Raw genomic sequence first — 18,703 nt, forward strand, 5'->3', positions numbered from 1 at the left:
TATAAATGAAATGTCTATCTTTGTAAAAACATTATGGAATTATTCTTTTTATGAAAAAAGCTGCTGTCCTATTCATCATCTTATCATTGTTATTTTATGCTTGTTCAAAACAAGAATCAAATCCAGCTGAATCACTAATTAAAACAAAATTAATTGGGATTGTTGTTGATGTTAATGGAAATCCAGTTGCTGATGTAAAAATTACTACTGAACCAGAAACAAACACATCAACTACAAATCAATCAGGAATATTTGAGTTTAACAACATCAATGCAGGAATTTATAAAATAATTGCAGAAAAAGATGGCTACTTAAAAGCAATAACAAATGCAGCAGTAAAATATAATGACACAACCAAAGTTCAAATCATTTTAAGAAATTTAATGTCCATTTCCGGAAGAGTTATTGATGAAATTACAAAAAAAGGAATTGAAGGAGCATCAATACAAATTGAAAATTATTCATCAAAAATTTTAACTGGAATCAATGGGACCTTTCATTTTGACAATATTCCTGCAGGTGCAAATATTTTTTCTGTAACAAAAGAAAAATATGCAGTGAAAAAAGAGAGCATCTTTATTTATCCTGATAAAACTTCTGATTATGAAATATCGTTATCAAATTTAACTGAACTGCAAATGATTTTTGTTCAGGGTGGAAGTTTTAAAATGGGTGATACTTTTGGCGACGGCAATTACTTTGAAAAGCCAGCTCATGATGTAACATTGTCCTCCTTCTACATTTCAAAATATGAAATCACACAGAAAAACTGGATTGAAACTATGGGAAATAATCCTGCAAAATTCTGGAATGATGATAATCCAGTAGAATCTATTACATGGAATGATGCAATTGAATTTTGTAATCAACGCAGCATGCTTGAAGGTTTGCAGCAATGTTACAGATACGAAGGAGGAAAAATTATTTATGATTTTAATGCCAACGGTTATCGTCTTCCCACCGAAGCAGAATGGGAATTTGCTGCAAGAGGCGGTTTGCAAAGTAAAAACACAAAATTCAGCGGAAGCTCGAACATAACAGAAGTTGCATGGTATTACAACAATTCAGATAATTCGCCGCATCAAGTTGGTTTAAAACTTCCAAATGAACTTGGCATCCATGATATGAGCGGGAATGTTTGGGAATACTGCTGGGATTTTTATGATGAAAATTATTACTCACAATCTCCACAACAAAATCCTGCAGGACCTTCATCAGGCAATTCTCATGTTATCAGAGGCGGCAGCTGGACAGATGATGCTGTCTTCAATAAAGTTTATTATCGCAATTATTATGAAATTCGTGCAAGAGGTTCCAATGTTGGTTTGAGAATTGTTCGAACAGCAAGGTAATTTATTCTGCGCCAAATATTTTTAGAAATTCGTCATTCTCCTTTTCCAATTTCTTTATTCTTTCTTCTTCTTCATCTACCTGATATGAATTTTTAATTTCATTATAAAACTCTTCTGAAATTTTAATACTGCAGCCATTCACTCTTGCATATTCTAAGAGAGACAAATCAGAAGTAACCAATGTAATCAATCTTTTTGATTGAACGTCATCAATTTCTTTTCTTATCATTGAATCAGCTTGTAAATTTTTTGAGTATTTAATTTCTCCATTAATAATTCTTAGATAAGATTTTTCATAACCATCAAAGTGAAGTGAGAGCTTAATTTTTTTACCTGCAAAGTAGTCATTTAAAAGATTTACAAGTTCTTCTCTGCTTTGCTGTTTATCCTGCTCATGAATTTTTTTCAGTTCCAAAATTTTCCCTATCAAATTATTTCCATCAATAATATAATGTTTCATAATCATCGAGATTTTTATTTTTAATTTAACAATAGAAAAAGATTATTAAAATGAAATTTTTCTTCAATGAGTTTTTTACTTCATAACAATAATTATTATAATTGTGTTAGAAAAAATTCATCAATCACATGAAATATTTATCATTAATATTAATTTTATTTGTTACTGCCTGCACAAAAGAAGTTCCAGAGTCAGAAAAGAAAATAGCCAAAACCGCAGATGAAGAAGCAATTCGTAAATTGATTGACCACTTTTATACAGCTTATAATTCTGGTGATATTGAAACAGCAGTTACATTGATTGATGAAAATTATAAAGGAATAGCTGCAGATTCAGAAGATGTTGTTGGAGTTGAAGCTTTGACAAAAGAACTTTATCAATTCAGAAATGAATATCCAGAAGGGAAATGGGAAATTAATATTGAAGAATTATCTGTTCAAAATGATTTAGCTTATGTTATCATTAATGGTTCTTTTTTTGTTCCTGGTCCTGCAATTGATAAGATGAATCCAATTTATTCAGAAAGAAGCATAAAGATTCTAAAGAAAGATAAAAACGAAGGCTGGAAAATTTTCAGGTCGCTGAGTGTTCCAACTTTAACTTATAATTAAAGCTGCCATTCAATTTCCCGCCACCAGCTATTAAGCATTTCATTATTCAATTTTATTATTCCTTCATAAGTTACATTGCTTGGGGGTGGAAAATAATTTGCAATTTTCTGAAATAAAATTGCTCTATAAGCTGCATCAACTTTTGGAATTAATGCTAAGAGTGTTAATGCATCTTCAGTTCTGGATAATTTAATAATTCTCTCAATTGAACTTTCTCCACCTTGATAATAATCAAACTTCTCAATTTCTTTTTTTAATGAATCAGATGCATCAATTCGATATGGTGTTCCGATATTAAAATTTTTTCTTAGTTCACACATATATCCTTCATCAATAAAAAATTTATTTCCTTCTTCTTCAACTTCACATATTCCAGTTTCAACAAAAATTTTCAACACTTCATTTTTCGCTTTTAGACTTAATGTTCCACCTTTATAAATTATTTTTGATTTATCAGTAATAATTGAAAAGTGGGGAACTAAAACTGAATTCGATATTTTTACTTCCCCATTTTCAAGCTTAATTCTGTTATCGTTATTTTTTGCTTTCAATAAAATCAGAGTGGAATTAGAATAAATTTCCAATTTGCAGGAATTCGGAACATTTACAACAATAGTTGAATTATCTTCTGTTGTTAAAATGGAATTTTTATACCAAAGACCAGCATAATCCTTCTTGCCATTAATTAAATAACTACCTATAATGGTTTTAATTTTCCAAGGTGAATTGATTAAAGAAAAATCATAAATAACATATCCAACAGCAAAAACGAAAAGTGGAAGTAAAATCAAAAGCAATTTTATCCATTGAAAACCTTTTTCAAATTCAATTTCTTTGCTTAAAGATGGGGCTATTGAACGAGTAACAACACTTTTTCTAATTGGTCCGCGTATGGTTTTTAATTTTCTATCCTGCTTTAATTGTTCGCGCTTTAGTTTTGATTCTCTGGCTTTTGATTTTTCTGTAACAATTGGAATTTCTCTTAAAGATTTTTTCATTAGTTCGTTAGACAAAGATTCAATAATATCTTTAGGGGCATTAACCTGATAAGGCATATCTTTCAGCAGGTCGAAAAATCTTGTGAGCTTTATATATTCTTCGCGGCACTTTTCACATTTTTGAATATGAGTATAAACTAATTTTTTATTTTCATCATCAAGCAGTTCATCAACAAAATCGTGCAATAGTATTTTTACTTCTTCGCAGCTCATTTACACAATTTATTTATTAAATAATTTCTTGTTTCAATTAATTTTGTTTTTACTTCATCTAAAAAGTCATAGCCTACAAATTCAGTTATCTCTTCGTAAGAATAACCTTCAAGGTCATGTAAAACAAAAATTATTCTTCTTTCATAATCCAGGTTCATGATTAAATTCTCAAGATTTTTTAATCTGTCTTCTGTCATTTCAATATCAATTGATGAGATAGAAAGGCGATTTAAATTTTCAAGCGCATGTCTTATTGCAATATTTTTAATCCATAAAACAAAAGAAATTTTATAGTCATAGTTTTTTATTTTATCCCAGGCTTCAAGGAATGTATTGATGGTAAGTTTTCTGCTTAAATCGTAATCTGCAGTTAATCGATAGATAATTGTAAAAACACTGCTTAGATTAATTTCACACAAATCAAAAAAAGCATTCTTTCTTCCGCTTTGAGAAAGTTCAATTAAATAATTTACATAGTTTGTGTTTTCTATTCTCATTTAATTCACTACAATAATTTGAATCTCTTTTGAATTAACTGTTGCATCTACACAAACTTCATTTTTATTATCAAGACCAATTTGTTTTCCGATTGCATTAAAATTTATTTTATCATCTTTAATCACAGCTCTGAAAATTCCATCTTCAGTTTTACTGAATTGCTCGGGAATATGCCAGCCTTCAAAAGAACCACCGCCTCCGCCCTGTTCTTTTGGCTTTTTATAATATTGCTGCGCAGCAATGCATAAATTATTTAATTGGATTACTAACTGTTCCCGGTTTGATGTTTGAAGATAATAAATTACAAGATTATAACTAATGTAAACAACAACTCCGACAGCTATTATACTCAAAACAATTAATAGTAACTGCTGTATTCCCATTATTTCTAATGTTATATTAAATCTTCATGTTATGATATGAATAAAAAAACTTTACTTCAAGATAAGAATCAGAATTGATGAAGAATTAGTTAAGAATTAGATTTGTATTATAATTTATTTACAAACAAGAAATTTTATGGAAAATAAAATAATTCTAATTACCGGTTCAACAGATGGAATTGGAAAACAAACTGCAATTGATCTGGCAAATCTCGGTCACAAAATAATTATTCACGGAAGAGATAAAATAAGAGTAGAAAAAACAATAGAAGAAATTAAAAGACAAACCGGCAATAATAATATTGACAGCTGTTCAGCAGATTTTACTTCGTTTAAGCAAGTAAGAAAAATGGCTGAAGACATTAAAAACAGATTTGAAAGATTAGATGTATTAATCAACAATGCCGGCATTTATATGAAAGAACTCATCTTAACAGAAGATGGTTTCGAAACAACTTTTCAGGTTAATCATCTTTCTCATTTTCTATTAACAAATCTTTTAATTGATTTAATTAAAAAATCTGAACAAGGCAGAATAATCAATGTCAGTTCGATAGCACATCAGAGTGCAGACTTTGACTTAGAAAATCTAAATGGAGAAAGACATTTTTCGCCTTACAATGCTTATGCAGTTTCAAAATTTGCAAATATTTTATTTACAAAAATGCTTGCCGAAAAACTCTCCGACACAAATATAACAGTTAATGCTTTGCATCCAGGAGTAATATCTACAAAATTATTGAAAGCTGGATTTAATATTTCAGGTGATTCAGTAAAAAAAGGAGCGGAAACTTCAGTATATCTTGCAATATCAAATGATGTTAAAGATATAAGCGGTGAATATTTTATTAATAAAAGAATAGAGCGCTCTCACTCTTTAACATACGATAAAAAACTGCTTAAAAATTTTTGGAATATCAGCGCACAGATGACTGGTTTAGATAATCTTATTTAATCATAGAACGGTCAGCTTTAAATTTAACCTCATATTTTTTTGAATAAGTATTTTCAAATAACGATAGACTCATCTTAACACCTGAGCCAGTAATTTTATAATCACTCACATTCAAAGTATCAACTTTTAAACTCCTAGTTCCACATTCAGAGAGAAATTCGTCAATGGCTTTTCTTGCATTTTTTTCTGAGTCATACATAAAATCAACTTGAATTTGATAAACGCCATCTTGGTCAGCTATAAAAGCCATTCTTGAATTCTTTGTTTGATAATAAATGCATTCCATAGCTGGATTTGATTTGTCGTGATGCAGAGGCTTGCCAAATTTTTTAATTACTTCTTTTGAATCTTTTCCAATTAATTGGCAGAGAGAAATATCCTGTGAATAAACTGCTGTTGAAAATAAGAAGAGAAGAATTGCTAAAAAACCAATTCCGATTTTCATAGCAACCTCTTCATTTAATTTATTCTAAAATTTATTAGTCTAAACCATAAAGCAACAAAGGCAATTCAAAAGTGAAAGAACAATTTATTCACAATGAAATTTTACGATATTTTAGGATTAACTTCAATCCAAATTAAATCTCAATGCGGGTAATTACACCATGTAGTTTTTGATAAGGCAAATCTAAGAATTGAACAAAATTTGGAGTGATTCTTTTAATTAATGCAAAAATTTTCAAAGTAGTTTTTCTTGTATGAACATCATCAACACCATAAAACATAACTTTTGGTTCAATTTGCAATTCCTTTAGAATTTTCATTACATCAACTTTTTCAAGATATCCAATTTGTATTTCTAATCCTGAGAGACCTTCTGTAATTTCTGGTTCAAATAATTTTTGGGTGCCAAAAGGCTTGTCCATCGTAGCTATTGAAATCAAAATATTATGCTCATAAATAATATTGCTGCTAATTGTGCAATGAACCATATAGGGAGGAATCATATCCAAACTTTTTGTAAAAAATAAAGCTGTGCCAGGTAAAATATTTCCTTTTGAATAAAGCTGGTCAAAGCTTGTAATAAAAGTATCAATTGGTAATGAACGAAAAGATTTGTGAACAGCACGATTTCCTCTTGTCCAGATTCCTATGGTAACAAAAGGAACTAACGCAATAAGAATAGACCAATAACCGCCATGAGGAATTTTATAAAATACAGAGATCAAGAAAAGAATATTTACAACAAAGACGAATAAAGCTACTAAAACTTTCCATTTAATTTTTTGTCTTCTAAAAATCCATATCATGAAGAAAGTACTGATTGTCATTGTAGTAGTAACTGCAAATCCATAAGCTGCAGCAAGATTTTGTGATTTACGAAAAACTAAAATCATCAATACTACAGCTAACAATAATCCCCAATTTACAGCAGCAATATAAATCTGGGATCTCAAATGAGTAGAAGTATATTTAACACGCATTAATGGAAATATATAAGTACGAATTCCCTGATATACAAGAGAAAACATTGCGGAAATCATTGCCTGTGATGCAATGATTGTTGCCATTAAAGTAAGAATTAAAAATGGGATATATAAAAATTGTGCTTGGGATTTAACCATTGTAAAGAGGATATTAAAATTATTGTAATTATTGCTGTGTTCTGCTAAGAATGCTCCCTGACCAAAATAATTTATTACAAGTGCAACAAAAACAATATACCATGCTCTTCTAATTGGGTCGCGTCCTAAATGTCCCATATCAGCATAAATTGCTTCGCCGCCAGTTGCACACAGAATAACTTCTGACAAAACAAAAAATCCAGTTATGCCATTATGTGTCATAAATTCTATTGCATAATGAGGACTTACAGCTGCGATAACTGATGGATTACGTGATATTGAAATCAAACCGGAAATAAACAAAGATAAAAACCACAACAACATTATTGGTCCAAAAGAAGCAGCAACTTTATCTGTTCCTTTTGATTGAACAGAAAATAAAATTATTGTTATGATAATTGTAATTAGAACAATTGTATTCTGGTCAATGTGTCCAAGACCGGGAATTAACTCAAGTCCTTCTACAGCAGAAAGAATACTAATTGCAGGTGTGATAACTCCATCTCCCATCAAAAGAGAAATTCCCACATAACCAAGAAAGGTTATAAAAATTATTGACCTCCCTCTCTTAACAATACTACGAAGAATTTCTTTAAGTACAATTATGCCGCCTTCTCCTTTAGAGCTTAAACTCATTGCAAGGAAAGTGTATTCAATCGTTACAAGAATAATCAATGTCCAAAAGACAAGAGAAAGGATTCCTAGAATATTTTTAAATGTAGGAGGAGTAAGAAGGAAAATAACTGTAAGAGTATAAATTGGACTTGTACCGATATCGCCGAATACAAGTCCCATAGCTTTAACTATTTCTAAGCTCTCTTTAAGATTTTTAGAATTACTATTCTCCAAATCTCAGTTCCATTAACAAAAAATTCTTAATCACTTTAGTCCCAAATTTCAGCTCAACCAAAAATCATATCATAAACTAAATAGCCAATGATGTATAAAACACTAATTCCTAAGATTCCCATTAAGAAATAAAAAGCAAGATCTCCGAGTTTCTTATTTTCTTGAGTTTGTTCCATTATTTATCCCTATTTAAAAAATTTCTAAAAAAAGCAATGCAATACATAGCATTTTATAGAAAAAAATCCAAATCAAATTTTTAAAATAAAATTGCTCTTGCTCTTAAGGCGAGCAAGAGCAATTGTAAAGTAAAGAATTAATTAAAATAAATCATCAATTGATAAATATCTTTCTCCTGTATCATAATTGAAAGTTAGAATTCTTTTTCCTTCTGGTATTTCACTTAATTTTTTATTTACAGCTGCAAGTGATGCACCGGAAGATATTCCAACAAATAATCCTTCTTCTTTTGCTGCACGTCGTGCATATTCAAATGCTTCTTCTTTTGTAATTTGAATTGCTCCTTCGATTAATGAAGTATCAAAAATTTTTGGTATAAAGCCAGCACCAATGCCTTGAATTGGATGTGGACCAGGCTGACCACCTGAAATCACAGGTGAAGCAGCAGGTTCAACTGCAAAAACTTTTATATGAGGAAATTTTTCTTTTAATACTTTTGCTACTCCAGTAATGTGCCCACCCGTTCCAACACCAGTTATTAAATAATCAAAACCATCAGGAAAATCATTTAAAATTTCCTGAGCAGTTGTTTTAATATGAATTTCAACATTAGCAGGATTTTCAAATTGTTGAGGTATCCAAACTTTTGGATTATTAGCAGCAATTTCCTGAGCTTTTGCAATTGCCCCTTTCATTCCAAGTTCTCGAGGTGTCAATTCAAATTCAGCACCAAATGCTGCCATAATCTTTCTTCTTTCAATTGACATTGATTCCGGCATAACAAGAATTAACTTGTAACCTTTGACAGCTGCAACCATAGCCAGTCCAATTCCAGTATTTCCAGAAGTAGGTTCGACTATTATGCTGTCCGGTTTCAAGATTCCTTTTTTTTCGGCATCTTCTATCATAGAAAGAGCAATTCTATCTTTAATACTTGCCCCTGGATTTGCCCTTTCAAGTTTGACCCATACTTCATGTTTATTGCCGAAAAGTTTATTAATTCTTAGATGTGGTGTATTCCCAATTAATTCAAGAACATTATTTGCTTTCATGATTTATTCCTTTTTTGTTAAATGACAAAATCAATTGTGTTTTCAAATTCTTTTGACCTTCTTACACGAACTTCGCTTTTGTTATAAACAATTGAATTTGGAGGAATACTTTGAGTTATCCATGAATTCCCTCCAATGATGCTGTTATTTCCTATTACTGTATTTCCTCCCAAAATTACTGCTTGTGAATAAATAACAACATCATCTTCAATTGTAGGATGGCGTTTTGTTTGAGCAAGACTTTTATCTACACTAAGTGCACCAAGTGTAACTCCTTGATACAATTTCACATTTTTTCCAATAACTGTTGTTTCACCAATTACTATTCCAGTTCCGTGGTCAATGAAAAATGGTGAATCAATTGTAGCCCCTGGGTGAATATCAATACCTGTAATTTGATGTGCATGTTCAGTTAATATTCTTGGTATGATAGGAACTTTTAACAAATATAGTTCATGAGCAATACGATAAATTACAATTGCCATAAAGCCGGGATAAGCAAGAATAACTTCATCAACACTTTCGGCTGCAGGGTCGCCTTGATAAATAAACTCGGCATCAGCCCACAACATACTATGTATTTTAGGAAGTTTGGAAATAAATATTTCTGCAGTTTCTTCAAGATTTTCAGGAGCCAGTCCATTTAATAATTTTATTAATTGAATTAAATCTCTTTTCAGAAGCTGCAGTTTGGAAAGAATATCTTCTTCAGTGTAATAAACTTTATTTGAAAAGTGAGGAAACAGAAAATCAATCAATCCATTCAGATATTCTATTGCTTCTGTCTTTAACGACGCAGTGCAGAAATGTGTTTGTCTTTTTTTAAGCAGTTCTTCTGCAAAATTAATTAGATTATTCCTGTTCAATGCTTCCATTTTCATTCCTCTTATAAAAAATTAAAAATATATTAAAAAAGAATTGAAAGCCGATTATGAAATCAGCAACAACAAAGACATGAGATGCTACAGATGCAGCTATGATGATATGAAGTGTTGGAGAAAGAATTATAATGTATATGAATAATCATTTTAGAAAATTTTCTTAATTACACATGTAAAAATGCATTCTTAAGAGAAAAAGTTCAATAATTGGAAAAATAAAAAAGCGGCTTATAAAAGCCGCTCAGTTGTTGCAAATAAATCTTTATTATTTGACAACTTTTACATCTTGAGCCTGGGGTCCTTTTGGTCCTTCTCCAACAGTGAATTCAACCTTTTGACCCTTTTCAAGGCTTTTGTATCCTTCTGCTTGAATTGAAGAAAAGTGAACGAATACATCACCGCCTTGATTGCGCTCAATAAAACCGTAACCCTTTGCAGCATTAAACCACTTTACGGTTCCGCTTTCACGCTCTGCCATTTGAAAAACTCCTTTAAAAATGTTACTGATACAGCTGCAAAGCAAACACTCGAATAAATTTTATTGCCCCCGGCAAAAAAATATATCAGAGCATCTGCTCTACATTGCTAAGTTAATTAAATAAAATTTCTAAAACAAAAAAATCTTTTGGTGATTATTGATTCCCTTTCAGCATAAATGCAATCTGTGCTGCCTGCTTTTGGTTGTATTCAAATGCTATTCGTTTGTAATTAACAAGGTCAATTATGGTTCCAATTAAACATAAGCCGCCTGTAAGCAAGTATAAAATTCCTAAACCAATCTGGTCTGTAAGAAATCTTTGAATTCCTGCAATTCCAAGAAATCCGGCAAGTGTTACAAGCAAAATTGTTTGCGGGTCTCTTCTTCTTGCGCGATAAATATTTGCAAACTGTTGTGCTTCTTTGTCATCATAATTTTTGATGAGGTTAGCAATATAAATCTGTTCTTCTCCCATTATTTCGGGCATTAATTCATATACATTTGCCATATGTTCTCCTTCTGATTGAAATTATTAATTGTTCTTTTTAACAGAATAATTATTCTGTATGAAATGAGTATTAATGCAGCTATCCCAAGCGGATGTGCATGGAATGAATTTATGAAATCAAAATAGTAAATAAATGAAATTGATTTTCCTAATCCGCATCCAGGACAAAAGTTAATCCCAATATTATGAAATGGGCACAATGTAAATTTTTGTTCTTCATATGGATTTATAAAAATTAAATAGATAAGACCAATCAGCCAGAATATTCCTTCCCATTCAATTTTTCTTAAAAAACTTTTAAGAAATATTTTATTCATTTACATAAACTATTTTTTTGTCTGGACCATTAGTCGCATTAAAAAGAAATTTGTTTTACTTACGATTGAATATTCTTAAGCATGACGAGTAATTTCATTTTCTCAAATAAATATCTTCAATAATGCTAACTTTATCGTTATCATAATCTACTATGCTCAATTTATTAATCTCTCCAACAATCTCGAGATTTTTTGAATTTATTTCATCAGCAATTTTTTTGCAAAATTTTGGGTCAAGATTATTTGCAATTCCAATATGAGGAATGAAAGGAATATCAAGCCGAAGGTCTTTTTCGATTGGTCCAGTGTAAAGAGCATCATGAAGTTTAACAAAAATTCTATAACCCTCTTCTGGAATTAAAAACACATCTGTATAATCACTGAAAGAATCTTTTACAATTTGAGCACATCTTAAAACAAAATAAAACACACCAAATTTTTTCGATATTGATTTAACATGTCTGCTTAATTCATCAATTGATAGTTCAGAGAGAGGAAAGACTAATGTGAAATGCGGTTCAACAATATTAAAATATTTTTCATCATACTTTTCCCTGATGGATTGAATCCATTGGAAATCTTTTTTATCAATATTTGGAAATGCTAAAACTAAAAGTGACATTTATTTAAGATATCTTTCTTTAATTACATTTAGATGATGAAGCGTGTGACCTGCAATGATGTAAGCAAGTGCTCTTACCGAAATATTTTGTCCATTAATAATTCCTGTTTTCAGAAACATTTTTTCTTTCAATCCTTTCAACATCAAAATAGTTGATTTTCTCAAAAGCACAAATTCATTAAGAATATCTTTTAATTTAAGAGAAGAATAATTTGATTCTTCGATAAATAAATTTTCATCAAAAGTTGAAAGCTGGTTTGGGTCGCTTCGGGAAACTCTTAATATTCTGCATGAAAAGATTCTTTCGCTGTCAACAAGATGTCCGAGCACTTCTTTTATGCTCCACTTTTTTTCTGCATATCGATAATTAGATTTTTCTTCGTCAATCGAATTAAAAAGATTTTCTACTTCCTGCAATTGAGATTCCAGAACTTCCAAAATATTTTCAGAATCAATTAAATCCACATATTGTTTGTAGTAAGATGCATATTCATTTGAATCAGGTTTCATAATTTCCAACCTCCTTTCGAATTTTCCTTATCTAAAAATTAAAATTCTGGTAAGAAATATCCTTTGCTTGCAAGATAAGATTTATGAAGCTTAATGTAATCTCTGATTGCTTCAATACAAATTACTTTTGTAATTCCTGTTCTTAATATTTGTTCTCTTTCTACATAAAGTTCGCCTTTATATGGCATCATTGGATTAAAATCAAGATTTCTATCTTTGGTTAAAGGATGAACCGTGTATTGAAAATCTGCAGGAACAGATTTAACAAGGCCAACAAGTTCAAAGTTTGGAACACCATCACGAATAGCCAACACAATTCCACCGCTTGAACCCCTGTTAAAAACTGCATCAATCAGGAATGTATTTTTTTCTTTGCTTGAAATACTTACCAATGCTTTTGTAACCATCTTTAAATTCATTGGATAGCCAAAAACATAAACAAAATCTCCCCATTCAAGTTCAGAAGATTTTCCCCATGGATAATTGAAAACAGAAATATTCAATAAATCTGTCTGCAAAATTTTTTTGCCTAACAGAGCAACATCAATATTTTTATCTATCAAAACAATTTCTAGTTCGCTTCCAGATGGCAAGTCAGGAATATAATTTGTCTGTCGGGTTTTAATCGAAATGCTCTGAATATAATTTGAGGTGCTTCCATCCTGATTGATGAAAAAAGAAATTAAAGTATCTTCAAATGAGACGACATGAGCAACTGTCAGAAAAAGAATTTTATCCTGTCCTTTATAAATTAAAGTTGCGGTTCCCGAAGCAGTTCTGTTAAAATAAACTTTTTGAATTGCTTTTCTTTCAAAATCAACTTTCTTTAATTCGTCTATTGTTATAAACGAATTTGAATCAAAAACATAACTTGTGTAAAAAGCTATGCTGTTAATTAATCTGATACAATCGCTTATTTCTTCGAGATATTTTGATGCGTTGATGTAAGGAAATTCACTGTCGTATTTGCCATCGGCTGCAGGAGAATTCATTCTTTCATACTTTAAGCTTGCTGAACATGAAACAAAAATTAGAGTCAAAAAAATTAAAATAATATTTAAGAATTTATGCCTCACTTTATCAAAAGGATGAAAATTATTTGCAGTGATAATAAACAAACTTATTAAAAAATAATAGTCCAGCTGGCATTTTAAATGTCATTAAACTGCTCTTTAACTTTTTCAAAAAATTTTCTAACAACTTCATAGAAACTATTTAAATCAATATTTTGAAATCAGGTTAATTTTTTTTGAAATTATTTTATGGATTCAATCCCGTATGACATTCAACACAAAGCATGTCTTTCCATTTATCCCCAACATCATTCCCAGGATGCTTAAATTCAAGCTCTGAATTTACAGAAGCAATTTGCAAATTATTTGCTGGTCCTTGTGAATTTATTGTATGACACAGATTACAATCTTTTTTAATTATTCTTCCTTCGTTCGATTTATGATTATCATTATGACATCTAAAGCAGCCAATAAATTCAAGATGACCAATATTATTTGGATAGACATCCCATCTGACTTTCATTTCTGGAAAAATATTTTTCTTAAATTCATTTTGAATTCCTTTAATAGCTTTATCAATCATTTCATATTTCTTAGCATAAATTTCAGGATAATTATCTTTATAAAATGAATTGATGTATCGAGCAATTTCTTTCATTGCAGAATCTGTTGAAGTAAAATTATTTCCAAGAACATCCATCGCAGCAAATTTTATTTGAGGAAGTTCACGAGGAATATTGCCAGCTGTGATTGCATTATTTATAAAAAATGCAGGCGGCTGATAATTGTGAGAAGGACGATTGTGACAATCCATACAATCCATTACTCTTGTTTCTAAGGAATCGAGAATTTTTTTGTCAGTCTTTACTGTTCTGTCTTCATAAACAAAAACTTTGCCTGTTTTAAGATTAGTATACTTTACCCATGGAATTTTTTCGCGTTTTGAATCGAGTGCTTTATACTCAATTTTTACATTTGGATTTATATGCCAGTGAATTCCCTCTTCAAGACCGAGAGCACTAACTTGCGAGCCAATTTTCATTGTTAAAGTTATATCCCATTCAGTGTTATTAAAATCATTCAAATAATGTTTTTCAAATCTCAATTTTCTTGAATAAAATTTTTGAGGCCAGTGACATTCTTCGCAGGTTTCTCTTGCTGGTCTCAAATTTTTAATTGGTGTTTCAATTGGTTTTGGAACAGTTCCAAGTGTTACTGCATAAACTTGATATAAACCTGACAACTTTGAACGAACATACCAGCTTGCACCTGTACCCACATGACATTCAACACAAGCAACTCTTGCATGCGGTGAATTTTGATATGCAGTATATTCAGGCTTCATAACAGAGTGACACAACTTTCCACAAAATTCTACTGATTCTGTAAAATGAAATGCTTCGTAACTTCCAACTGCGGATGCAAGAAGAAAAATTGAAGTTCCGACAGAAAAAATCATAAATGCATTTCTATGCCTAACATCATTAAAATCAATTACTGGCCATTCTTTTTTATCTTTTTGAAAATGCAATCTTTCTTTTCTAACTTTTACCCACATGCCGATTGGAATCAATATCAAACCAAAAATTAATACTGCTGGCAAAGCAATGTATATTATTAATCCAAGATAAGAGTTATCTTTCCCGAAAATTGAACTTACAACAAATAAGAATACTATCATAAAAAAACTGATTAGAGCAATTGTAGCTCCAACAAGAGATATCCAGTTTTGTGTAGAGTGTGGTAATCTTATTTTCATATTTCTTCTCGATTTAATGCAACATTAAATTAAGAAATGATATTCTCATAAAAAAAATATTTTCTTAAAAAGAAAGTTACTAAATTGTTTTATTAAAGATTACCATCTTCATAAAATGGAGCAGTACTTTTGATCAGCAATCATTTTGAAATAATTTTAGCTCTAATTTCACTTCTTCTGATAAGCTTTTTATTGGTTCTATTTAATATTTTAAAACGAAGAAAAAAAATTGAGCAGGATTTAAATATCAGACTTGAGCAATTGAATATCTTAAATGAAAATTTGATGGAAGAAATCCGTTTGAGAAAAGAAGCAGAAAAAAAATTAATTGAATACACCGAAGAACTTAAAAACATCAATGCTGCAAAGGATAGATTTTACTCAGTTATTTCTCACGATTTGAAAAATCCTTTTCAAGGACTTTTAAGTTATGCCGATTTACTTTATGAAGAATTTGATTCACTACCTGATGATACCAAAAAAGAAATTGTCAAAGGAATAAGAAATCAATCAAAAAATATTTACGAACTTTTATTAAATCTTCTTGAATGGACAAAACTGCAGTCAAATAAAATCAAAATAGAACCAATCAGAATTAACCTGCGTAATAAAGTTGATGAGATCCTTAATCTTCATGATGCTAATGCAGTAAGAAAAAATATTAAATTGAAAAATGAAATAGATCCAAATGCGGTTGTTTATGTTGATGATTATATCTTAAGTTCTGTTCTTAATAATTTAATCAGCAATGCAATTAAATTTACTAAAGAAGGAGGAATTGTAACAATCAATTCTCTTTTTAGTTCAGATGGAGTTGAAATAATTGTGCAGGATACTGGAGTTGGAATTTCATCTGAGGATATTCAAAAATTATTTAAGCCTGATAGTCATTTTTCAACTAAAGGAACAAATTCAGAAATCGGAACCGGAATGGGATTGCTTTTATGCAAAGAAATGGTTGAAAAACATGGTGGTAGTATTTCTGTTGAAAGCAAATTAAATGAAGGAAGCATATTTAAGGTTTTCTTTCCAATTAAAAACTAAATGTGCTCTTAAAATGAAAAAATCTTTGAAATATTTTGCAATCAATAAACCTTACGGCGTGCTTTCTCAATTTACCGATAAAGAAGGAAGAAGAACTCTAAAATCACTTTTTAATTTTCCGAAAGATGTTTATCCAGTTGGAAGATTAGATATGGACAGTGAAGGACTGCTGCTTTTAACCAACGATAAATTTTTAACCAATTATTTATTAAATCCCAAAAACAAACATGAACGTGAATATTTTGTTCAGGTTGAAGGAATTCCGACAGATGAAGCAATACAAAAATTAAGTGATGGTTTAATTATAGAAGGCAGGAAAACTCTTCCAGCAAAAGTTAAATTAATTGATGAACCTGATTTCCCTCCAAGAATTCCGCCGATTCGAGAAAGGAAAACAATTCCTACATCATGGCTCAGTATCACATTAGTTGAAGGCAGAAACAGACAAGTTAGAAAAATGACTGCAGCAGTTGGATTTCCAACATTGCGCCTTGTTCGTGTAAGAATAAAAAATATTTTGCTTGGAGAATTAAAGTTTGGAGAAGTAAGAGAATTAACCAAAAGTGAAATTGAAGGTCTATTCGGTTAAAAATGGGTGACTAAAAAGTGAGCTTGTATTTTTAATCTATACAATAAATAGCACAAAATAAAAATCATATTTTACAAACTATGCTTACTTTTTAGTCACCCTGTTTTTTCAATTGAGAATTATAATTTAAAATTGCAACCTAAATAAAATGTTCTTCCTAAAGTTCCATAATACAAAACTTCTTCATAATCTTTATTAAACAGATTTTCGATCTTTCCATAAATTTCAAGATTATTCAATATTCGATAAGTGGCAGAAAAATTAATTAAAGAATAATCACTCAATGTTACTCTTTTTGCTGGATAAAATGAAAAATCTTTATCGTCTCGTTCACCAACATATTTGAATGATGAATTCAATAAAATTTTGTCATTAAGTTGATAACCAATATTTAGATATAATTGATGTTTCGGTCTTCTCAGCAGTTGCTGATTATAATCACTGCTTTTTTGATATTCATCTTTAGTTTCATTATAAGTGTAATTAATGTTGAATGAAACTCCATTGAAATCAGAAAGTGTAGAATAAATTTCTAATCCTTTTGAAGATGCCTTTGCGATATTTATTGTTTTGAAATTTGCATCATAGCCAAACATGTTTGTTAATTTCAAATTGAAATAGGTTGCACCAAAAGAAAATTTGCCATTCATAAAAAATTGTTCAAAACCAATATCCCAGCCTTTGCTTTCTTCTGGTTTTAAATCCGGATTTCCAAAAAGAGGATCAAACAAATAATAAAGTGAAGGTGCCTTAAAACCAGAACCATAACTCATTTTTAATTTTGTATTTGTTGAATGGAAATAGTAAGCTGGTGCAAATCTGAAAGTAGTTATTGTTCCATACTTTTCATTTTTATCAATTCGAATTCCTAATGAAGTAAATAAAGAATTTGCAAGATTAAATTGGTCCTGCAAATAAATTCCAGTTGTTCTCATTGATTTTTCAGGGAACACGCTTTCATAAGGACCCCACTCAGATGTGCTTAAATAACTTGTGTTTGCTTTTTCTAATTCTGTTTCAATTCCAGCAGTTATCAAATTATTTTTTATTAAGTAAAAATTATTTTGCCAGCCAATTTTAATTCTTTCTGAATGATTGTAACTATTCGACGAAGTATTAGGTCTAATCTCATCAACATCATCTTTTGCTTTAGCCAATCTTTTCACAAAAGATGCTGAGACAACTTGTTCCCACATTTTATTGAACAAATCATTTTTTAATTCTGCTTTATATAACTGCTCTTCAACATTATAATTATAATTAGGATCGTCGCCAAGTTTATCATTCTGGTCTAAATCAGTTTTCAACTTTGAATATTTATAAAGAAGATTCATTTCCAAATTATTTAGAAAATTAAAATTGAGTTTAGATGTTAGAGAATTATTATTAAATCCGTCACTTTCTGAATTTCCATATTTCGAATTACTTGCTGAAATTCCTTTGCTTCCAATTCCAGCAGCAGAAAGAAAGTAATCAACAATTCCATAATTTCCATTCAACGAAAAATTTCCTTTATAAAATGAATGTGAACCACCTTCAAATGAGATAGAGTAATTTTTGTTTTTATTTAATCCTTTAGTGATAATGTTAATTACACCTGCAATTGCATCGGAGCCATAAAGTGTGCTTTGAGGACCTCTTACAATTTCAATTTTTTCAATATCTGATGTATTTAAAATTGAGAAGTCAAAGGCATTATTTGGAGAAGAAGCATCATTTACTTTAACTCCATCAATAAATACAAGAGTATGATTTGAATTAGCTCCTCTCATAAAAAGATTGGCAATTTTTCCTTGCCCACCCTGTTGAATTATTGATAAACCGGGAACTTCTCTTAAAACATCAACAACTGTGTTATAATGTTTTTTA

At 30.2% G+C, this 18,703-nt stretch carries 22 protein-coding genes; 5 read left to right on the plus strand and 17 right to left on the minus strand.

Annotated elements, in window-relative coordinates:
• Window positions 1–50: 50 nt before the first annotated feature.
• On the plus strand, window positions 51–1,352 hold the full coding sequence (locus AC27L2_RS05650; RefSeq protein ID WP_487210728.1) for an SUMF1/EgtB/PvdO family nonheme iron enzyme: 1,302 nt from the start codon (window positions 51–53) through the stop codon (window positions 1,350–1,352).
• 1 nt (window position 1,353) lies between these two features.
• Here AC27L2_RS05650 and AC27L2_RS05655 read toward each other — a convergent pair whose 3' ends face one another.
• Entirely contained in the window at window positions 1,354–1,812 is a 459-nt protein-coding gene (locus AC27L2_RS05655) for an NYN domain-containing protein (RefSeq protein WP_487210729.1), read from the minus strand.
• 128 nt (window positions 1,813–1,940) lie between these two features.
• On the opposite strand from AC27L2_RS05655, the gene AC27L2_RS05660 reads away from it, so the two are divergent.
• A complete protein-coding gene (locus AC27L2_RS05660) occupies window positions 1,941–2,423 on the plus strand; it encodes a YybH family protein (RefSeq protein WP_487210730.1) in 483 nt (160 codons plus the stop codon).
• Here the strand turns inward: AC27L2_RS05660 and AC27L2_RS05665 are convergent.
• The 3 genes from AC27L2_RS05665 to AC27L2_RS05675 are packed head-to-tail and all read right to left on the minus strand — an operon-like array spanning window position 2,420 to window position 4,515.
• Window positions 2,420–3,634 (minus strand): anti-sigma factor family protein, encoded by a 1,215-nt coding sequence (locus AC27L2_RS05665; protein WP_487210731.1) that lies wholly within the window; start codon window positions 3,632–3,634, stop codon window positions 2,420–2,422. The two genes, AC27L2_RS05660 and AC27L2_RS05665, sit on opposite strands and share 4 nt — an antisense overlap.
• Complete coding sequence (locus AC27L2_RS05670; protein ID WP_487210732.1) at window positions 3,631–4,131, minus strand: RNA polymerase sigma factor; 501 nt, start codon at window positions 4,129–4,131, stop codon at window positions 3,631–3,633. Before AC27L2_RS05670 ends, AC27L2_RS05665 begins: the two co-directional genes overlap by 4 nt.
• Window positions 4,132–4,515, minus strand: a complete 384-nt coding sequence (locus AC27L2_RS05675; protein WP_487210733.1) for a hypothetical protein — start codon at window positions 4,513–4,515, stop codon at window positions 4,132–4,134. It abuts the gene before it with no gap.
• A 136-nt stretch (window positions 4,516–4,651) separates the two neighbouring features.
• On the opposite strand from AC27L2_RS05675, the gene AC27L2_RS05680 reads away from it, so the two are divergent.
• Complete coding sequence (locus tag AC27L2_RS05680) at window positions 4,652–5,470, plus strand: SDR family oxidoreductase (protein ID WP_487210734.1); 819 nt, start codon at window positions 4,652–4,654, stop codon at window positions 5,468–5,470.
• Here AC27L2_RS05680 and AC27L2_RS05685 read toward each other — a convergent pair.
• The 12 genes from AC27L2_RS05685 to AC27L2_RS05740 all read right to left on the minus strand — a co-directional run bounded on the left by AC27L2_RS05685 (window position 5,463) and on the right by AC27L2_RS05740 (window position 15,201).
• Complete coding sequence (locus AC27L2_RS05685) at window positions 5,463–5,915, minus strand: hypothetical protein (RefSeq protein ID WP_487210735.1); 453 nt, start codon at window positions 5,913–5,915, stop codon at window positions 5,463–5,465. The two genes, AC27L2_RS05680 and AC27L2_RS05685, sit on opposite strands and share 8 nt — an antisense overlap.
• A gap of 133 nt (window positions 5,916–6,048) precedes the next feature.
• Window positions 6,049–7,830, minus strand: a complete 1,782-nt coding sequence (locus tag AC27L2_RS05690; protein WP_487210750.1) for a KUP/HAK/KT family potassium transporter — start codon at window positions 7,828–7,830, stop codon at window positions 6,049–6,051.
• A gap of 107 nt (window positions 7,831–7,937) precedes the next feature.
• On the minus strand, window positions 7,938–8,060 hold the full coding sequence (locus AC27L2_RS05695) for a hypothetical protein (protein ID WP_487210736.1): 123 nt from the start codon (window positions 8,058–8,060) through the stop codon (window positions 7,938–7,940).
• 141 nt (window positions 8,061–8,201) lie between these two features.
• A complete protein-coding gene (gene cysK / locus AC27L2_RS05700) occupies window positions 8,202–9,113 on the minus strand; it encodes a cysteine synthase A (protein ID WP_487210737.1) in 912 nt (303 codons plus the stop codon).
• A gap of 17 nt (window positions 9,114–9,130) precedes the next feature.
• Window positions 9,131–9,994 carry a serine O-acetyltransferase EpsC gene (gene epsC / locus AC27L2_RS05705; RefSeq protein ID WP_487210738.1) on the minus strand — a complete coding sequence of 288 codons (864 nt, stop codon included), beginning with the start codon at window positions 9,992–9,994 and terminating at the stop codon, window positions 9,131–9,133.
• 265 nt (window positions 9,995–10,259) lie between these two features.
• Window positions 10,260–10,472 (minus strand): cold-shock protein, encoded by a 213-nt coding sequence (locus tag AC27L2_RS05710; protein ID WP_487210739.1) that lies wholly within the window; start codon window positions 10,470–10,472, stop codon window positions 10,260–10,262.
• 154 nt (window positions 10,473–10,626) lie between these two features.
• Window positions 10,627–10,980, minus strand: coding sequence for a TM2 domain-containing protein (locus AC27L2_RS05715; protein ID WP_487210740.1), 354 nt, complete (start codon window positions 10,978–10,980; stop codon window positions 10,627–10,629).
• On the minus strand, window positions 10,959–11,297 hold the full coding sequence (locus AC27L2_RS05720; protein ID WP_487210741.1) for a DUF2752 domain-containing protein: 339 nt from the start codon (window positions 11,295–11,297) through the stop codon (window positions 10,959–10,961). Before AC27L2_RS05720 ends, AC27L2_RS05715 begins: the two co-directional genes overlap by 22 nt.
• A gap of 94 nt (window positions 11,298–11,391) precedes the next feature.
• Entirely contained in the window at window positions 11,392–11,919 is a 528-nt protein-coding gene (locus AC27L2_RS05725) for a 2'-5' RNA ligase family protein (RefSeq protein WP_487210742.1), read from the minus strand.
• The gene (locus AC27L2_RS05730) at window positions 11,920–12,429 is read right to left on the minus strand and encodes a DinB family protein (RefSeq protein ID WP_487210743.1); all 510 of its coding nucleotides are present in this window, start codon (window positions 12,427–12,429) and stop codon (window positions 11,920–11,922) included. It abuts the gene before it with no gap.
• Between the two features lie 38 nt (window positions 12,430–12,467).
• Window positions 12,468–13,421: a S1 family peptidase gene (locus tag AC27L2_RS05735; protein WP_487210744.1), complete on the minus strand. Its 954-nt coding sequence runs from the start codon at window positions 13,419–13,421 to the stop codon at window positions 12,468–12,470.
• 268 nt (window positions 13,422–13,689) lie between these two features.
• Entirely contained in the window at window positions 13,690–15,201 is a 1,512-nt protein-coding gene (locus AC27L2_RS05740; RefSeq protein ID WP_487210745.1) for a cytochrome c3 family protein, read from the minus strand.
• Between the two features lie 129 nt (window positions 15,202–15,330).
• Here AC27L2_RS05740 and AC27L2_RS05745 point away from each other — a divergent pair, with 129 nt between their 5' ends.
• The gene (locus AC27L2_RS05745; RefSeq protein WP_487210747.1) at window positions 15,331–16,245 is read left to right on the plus strand and encodes a sensor histidine kinase; all 915 of its coding nucleotides are present in this window, start codon (window positions 15,331–15,333) and stop codon (window positions 16,243–16,245) included.
• 13 nt (window positions 16,246–16,258) lie between these two features.
• Window positions 16,259–16,834 carry a pseudouridine synthase gene (locus AC27L2_RS05750; RefSeq protein ID WP_487210748.1) on the plus strand — a complete coding sequence of 192 codons (576 nt, stop codon included), beginning with the start codon at window positions 16,259–16,261 and terminating at the stop codon, window positions 16,832–16,834.
• Window positions 16,835–16,953: 119 nt separating this feature from the next.
• On the opposite strand, the gene AC27L2_RS05755 is transcribed toward AC27L2_RS05750, so the two are convergent.
• Window positions 16,954–18,703, minus strand: a 1,750-nt coding sequence (locus AC27L2_RS05755) for a TonB-dependent receptor plug domain-containing protein (protein ID WP_487210749.1), incomplete at its 5' end; no start/stop codon positions are given.

The organism is Rosettibacter sp. KY25, assembly GCF_057554405.1.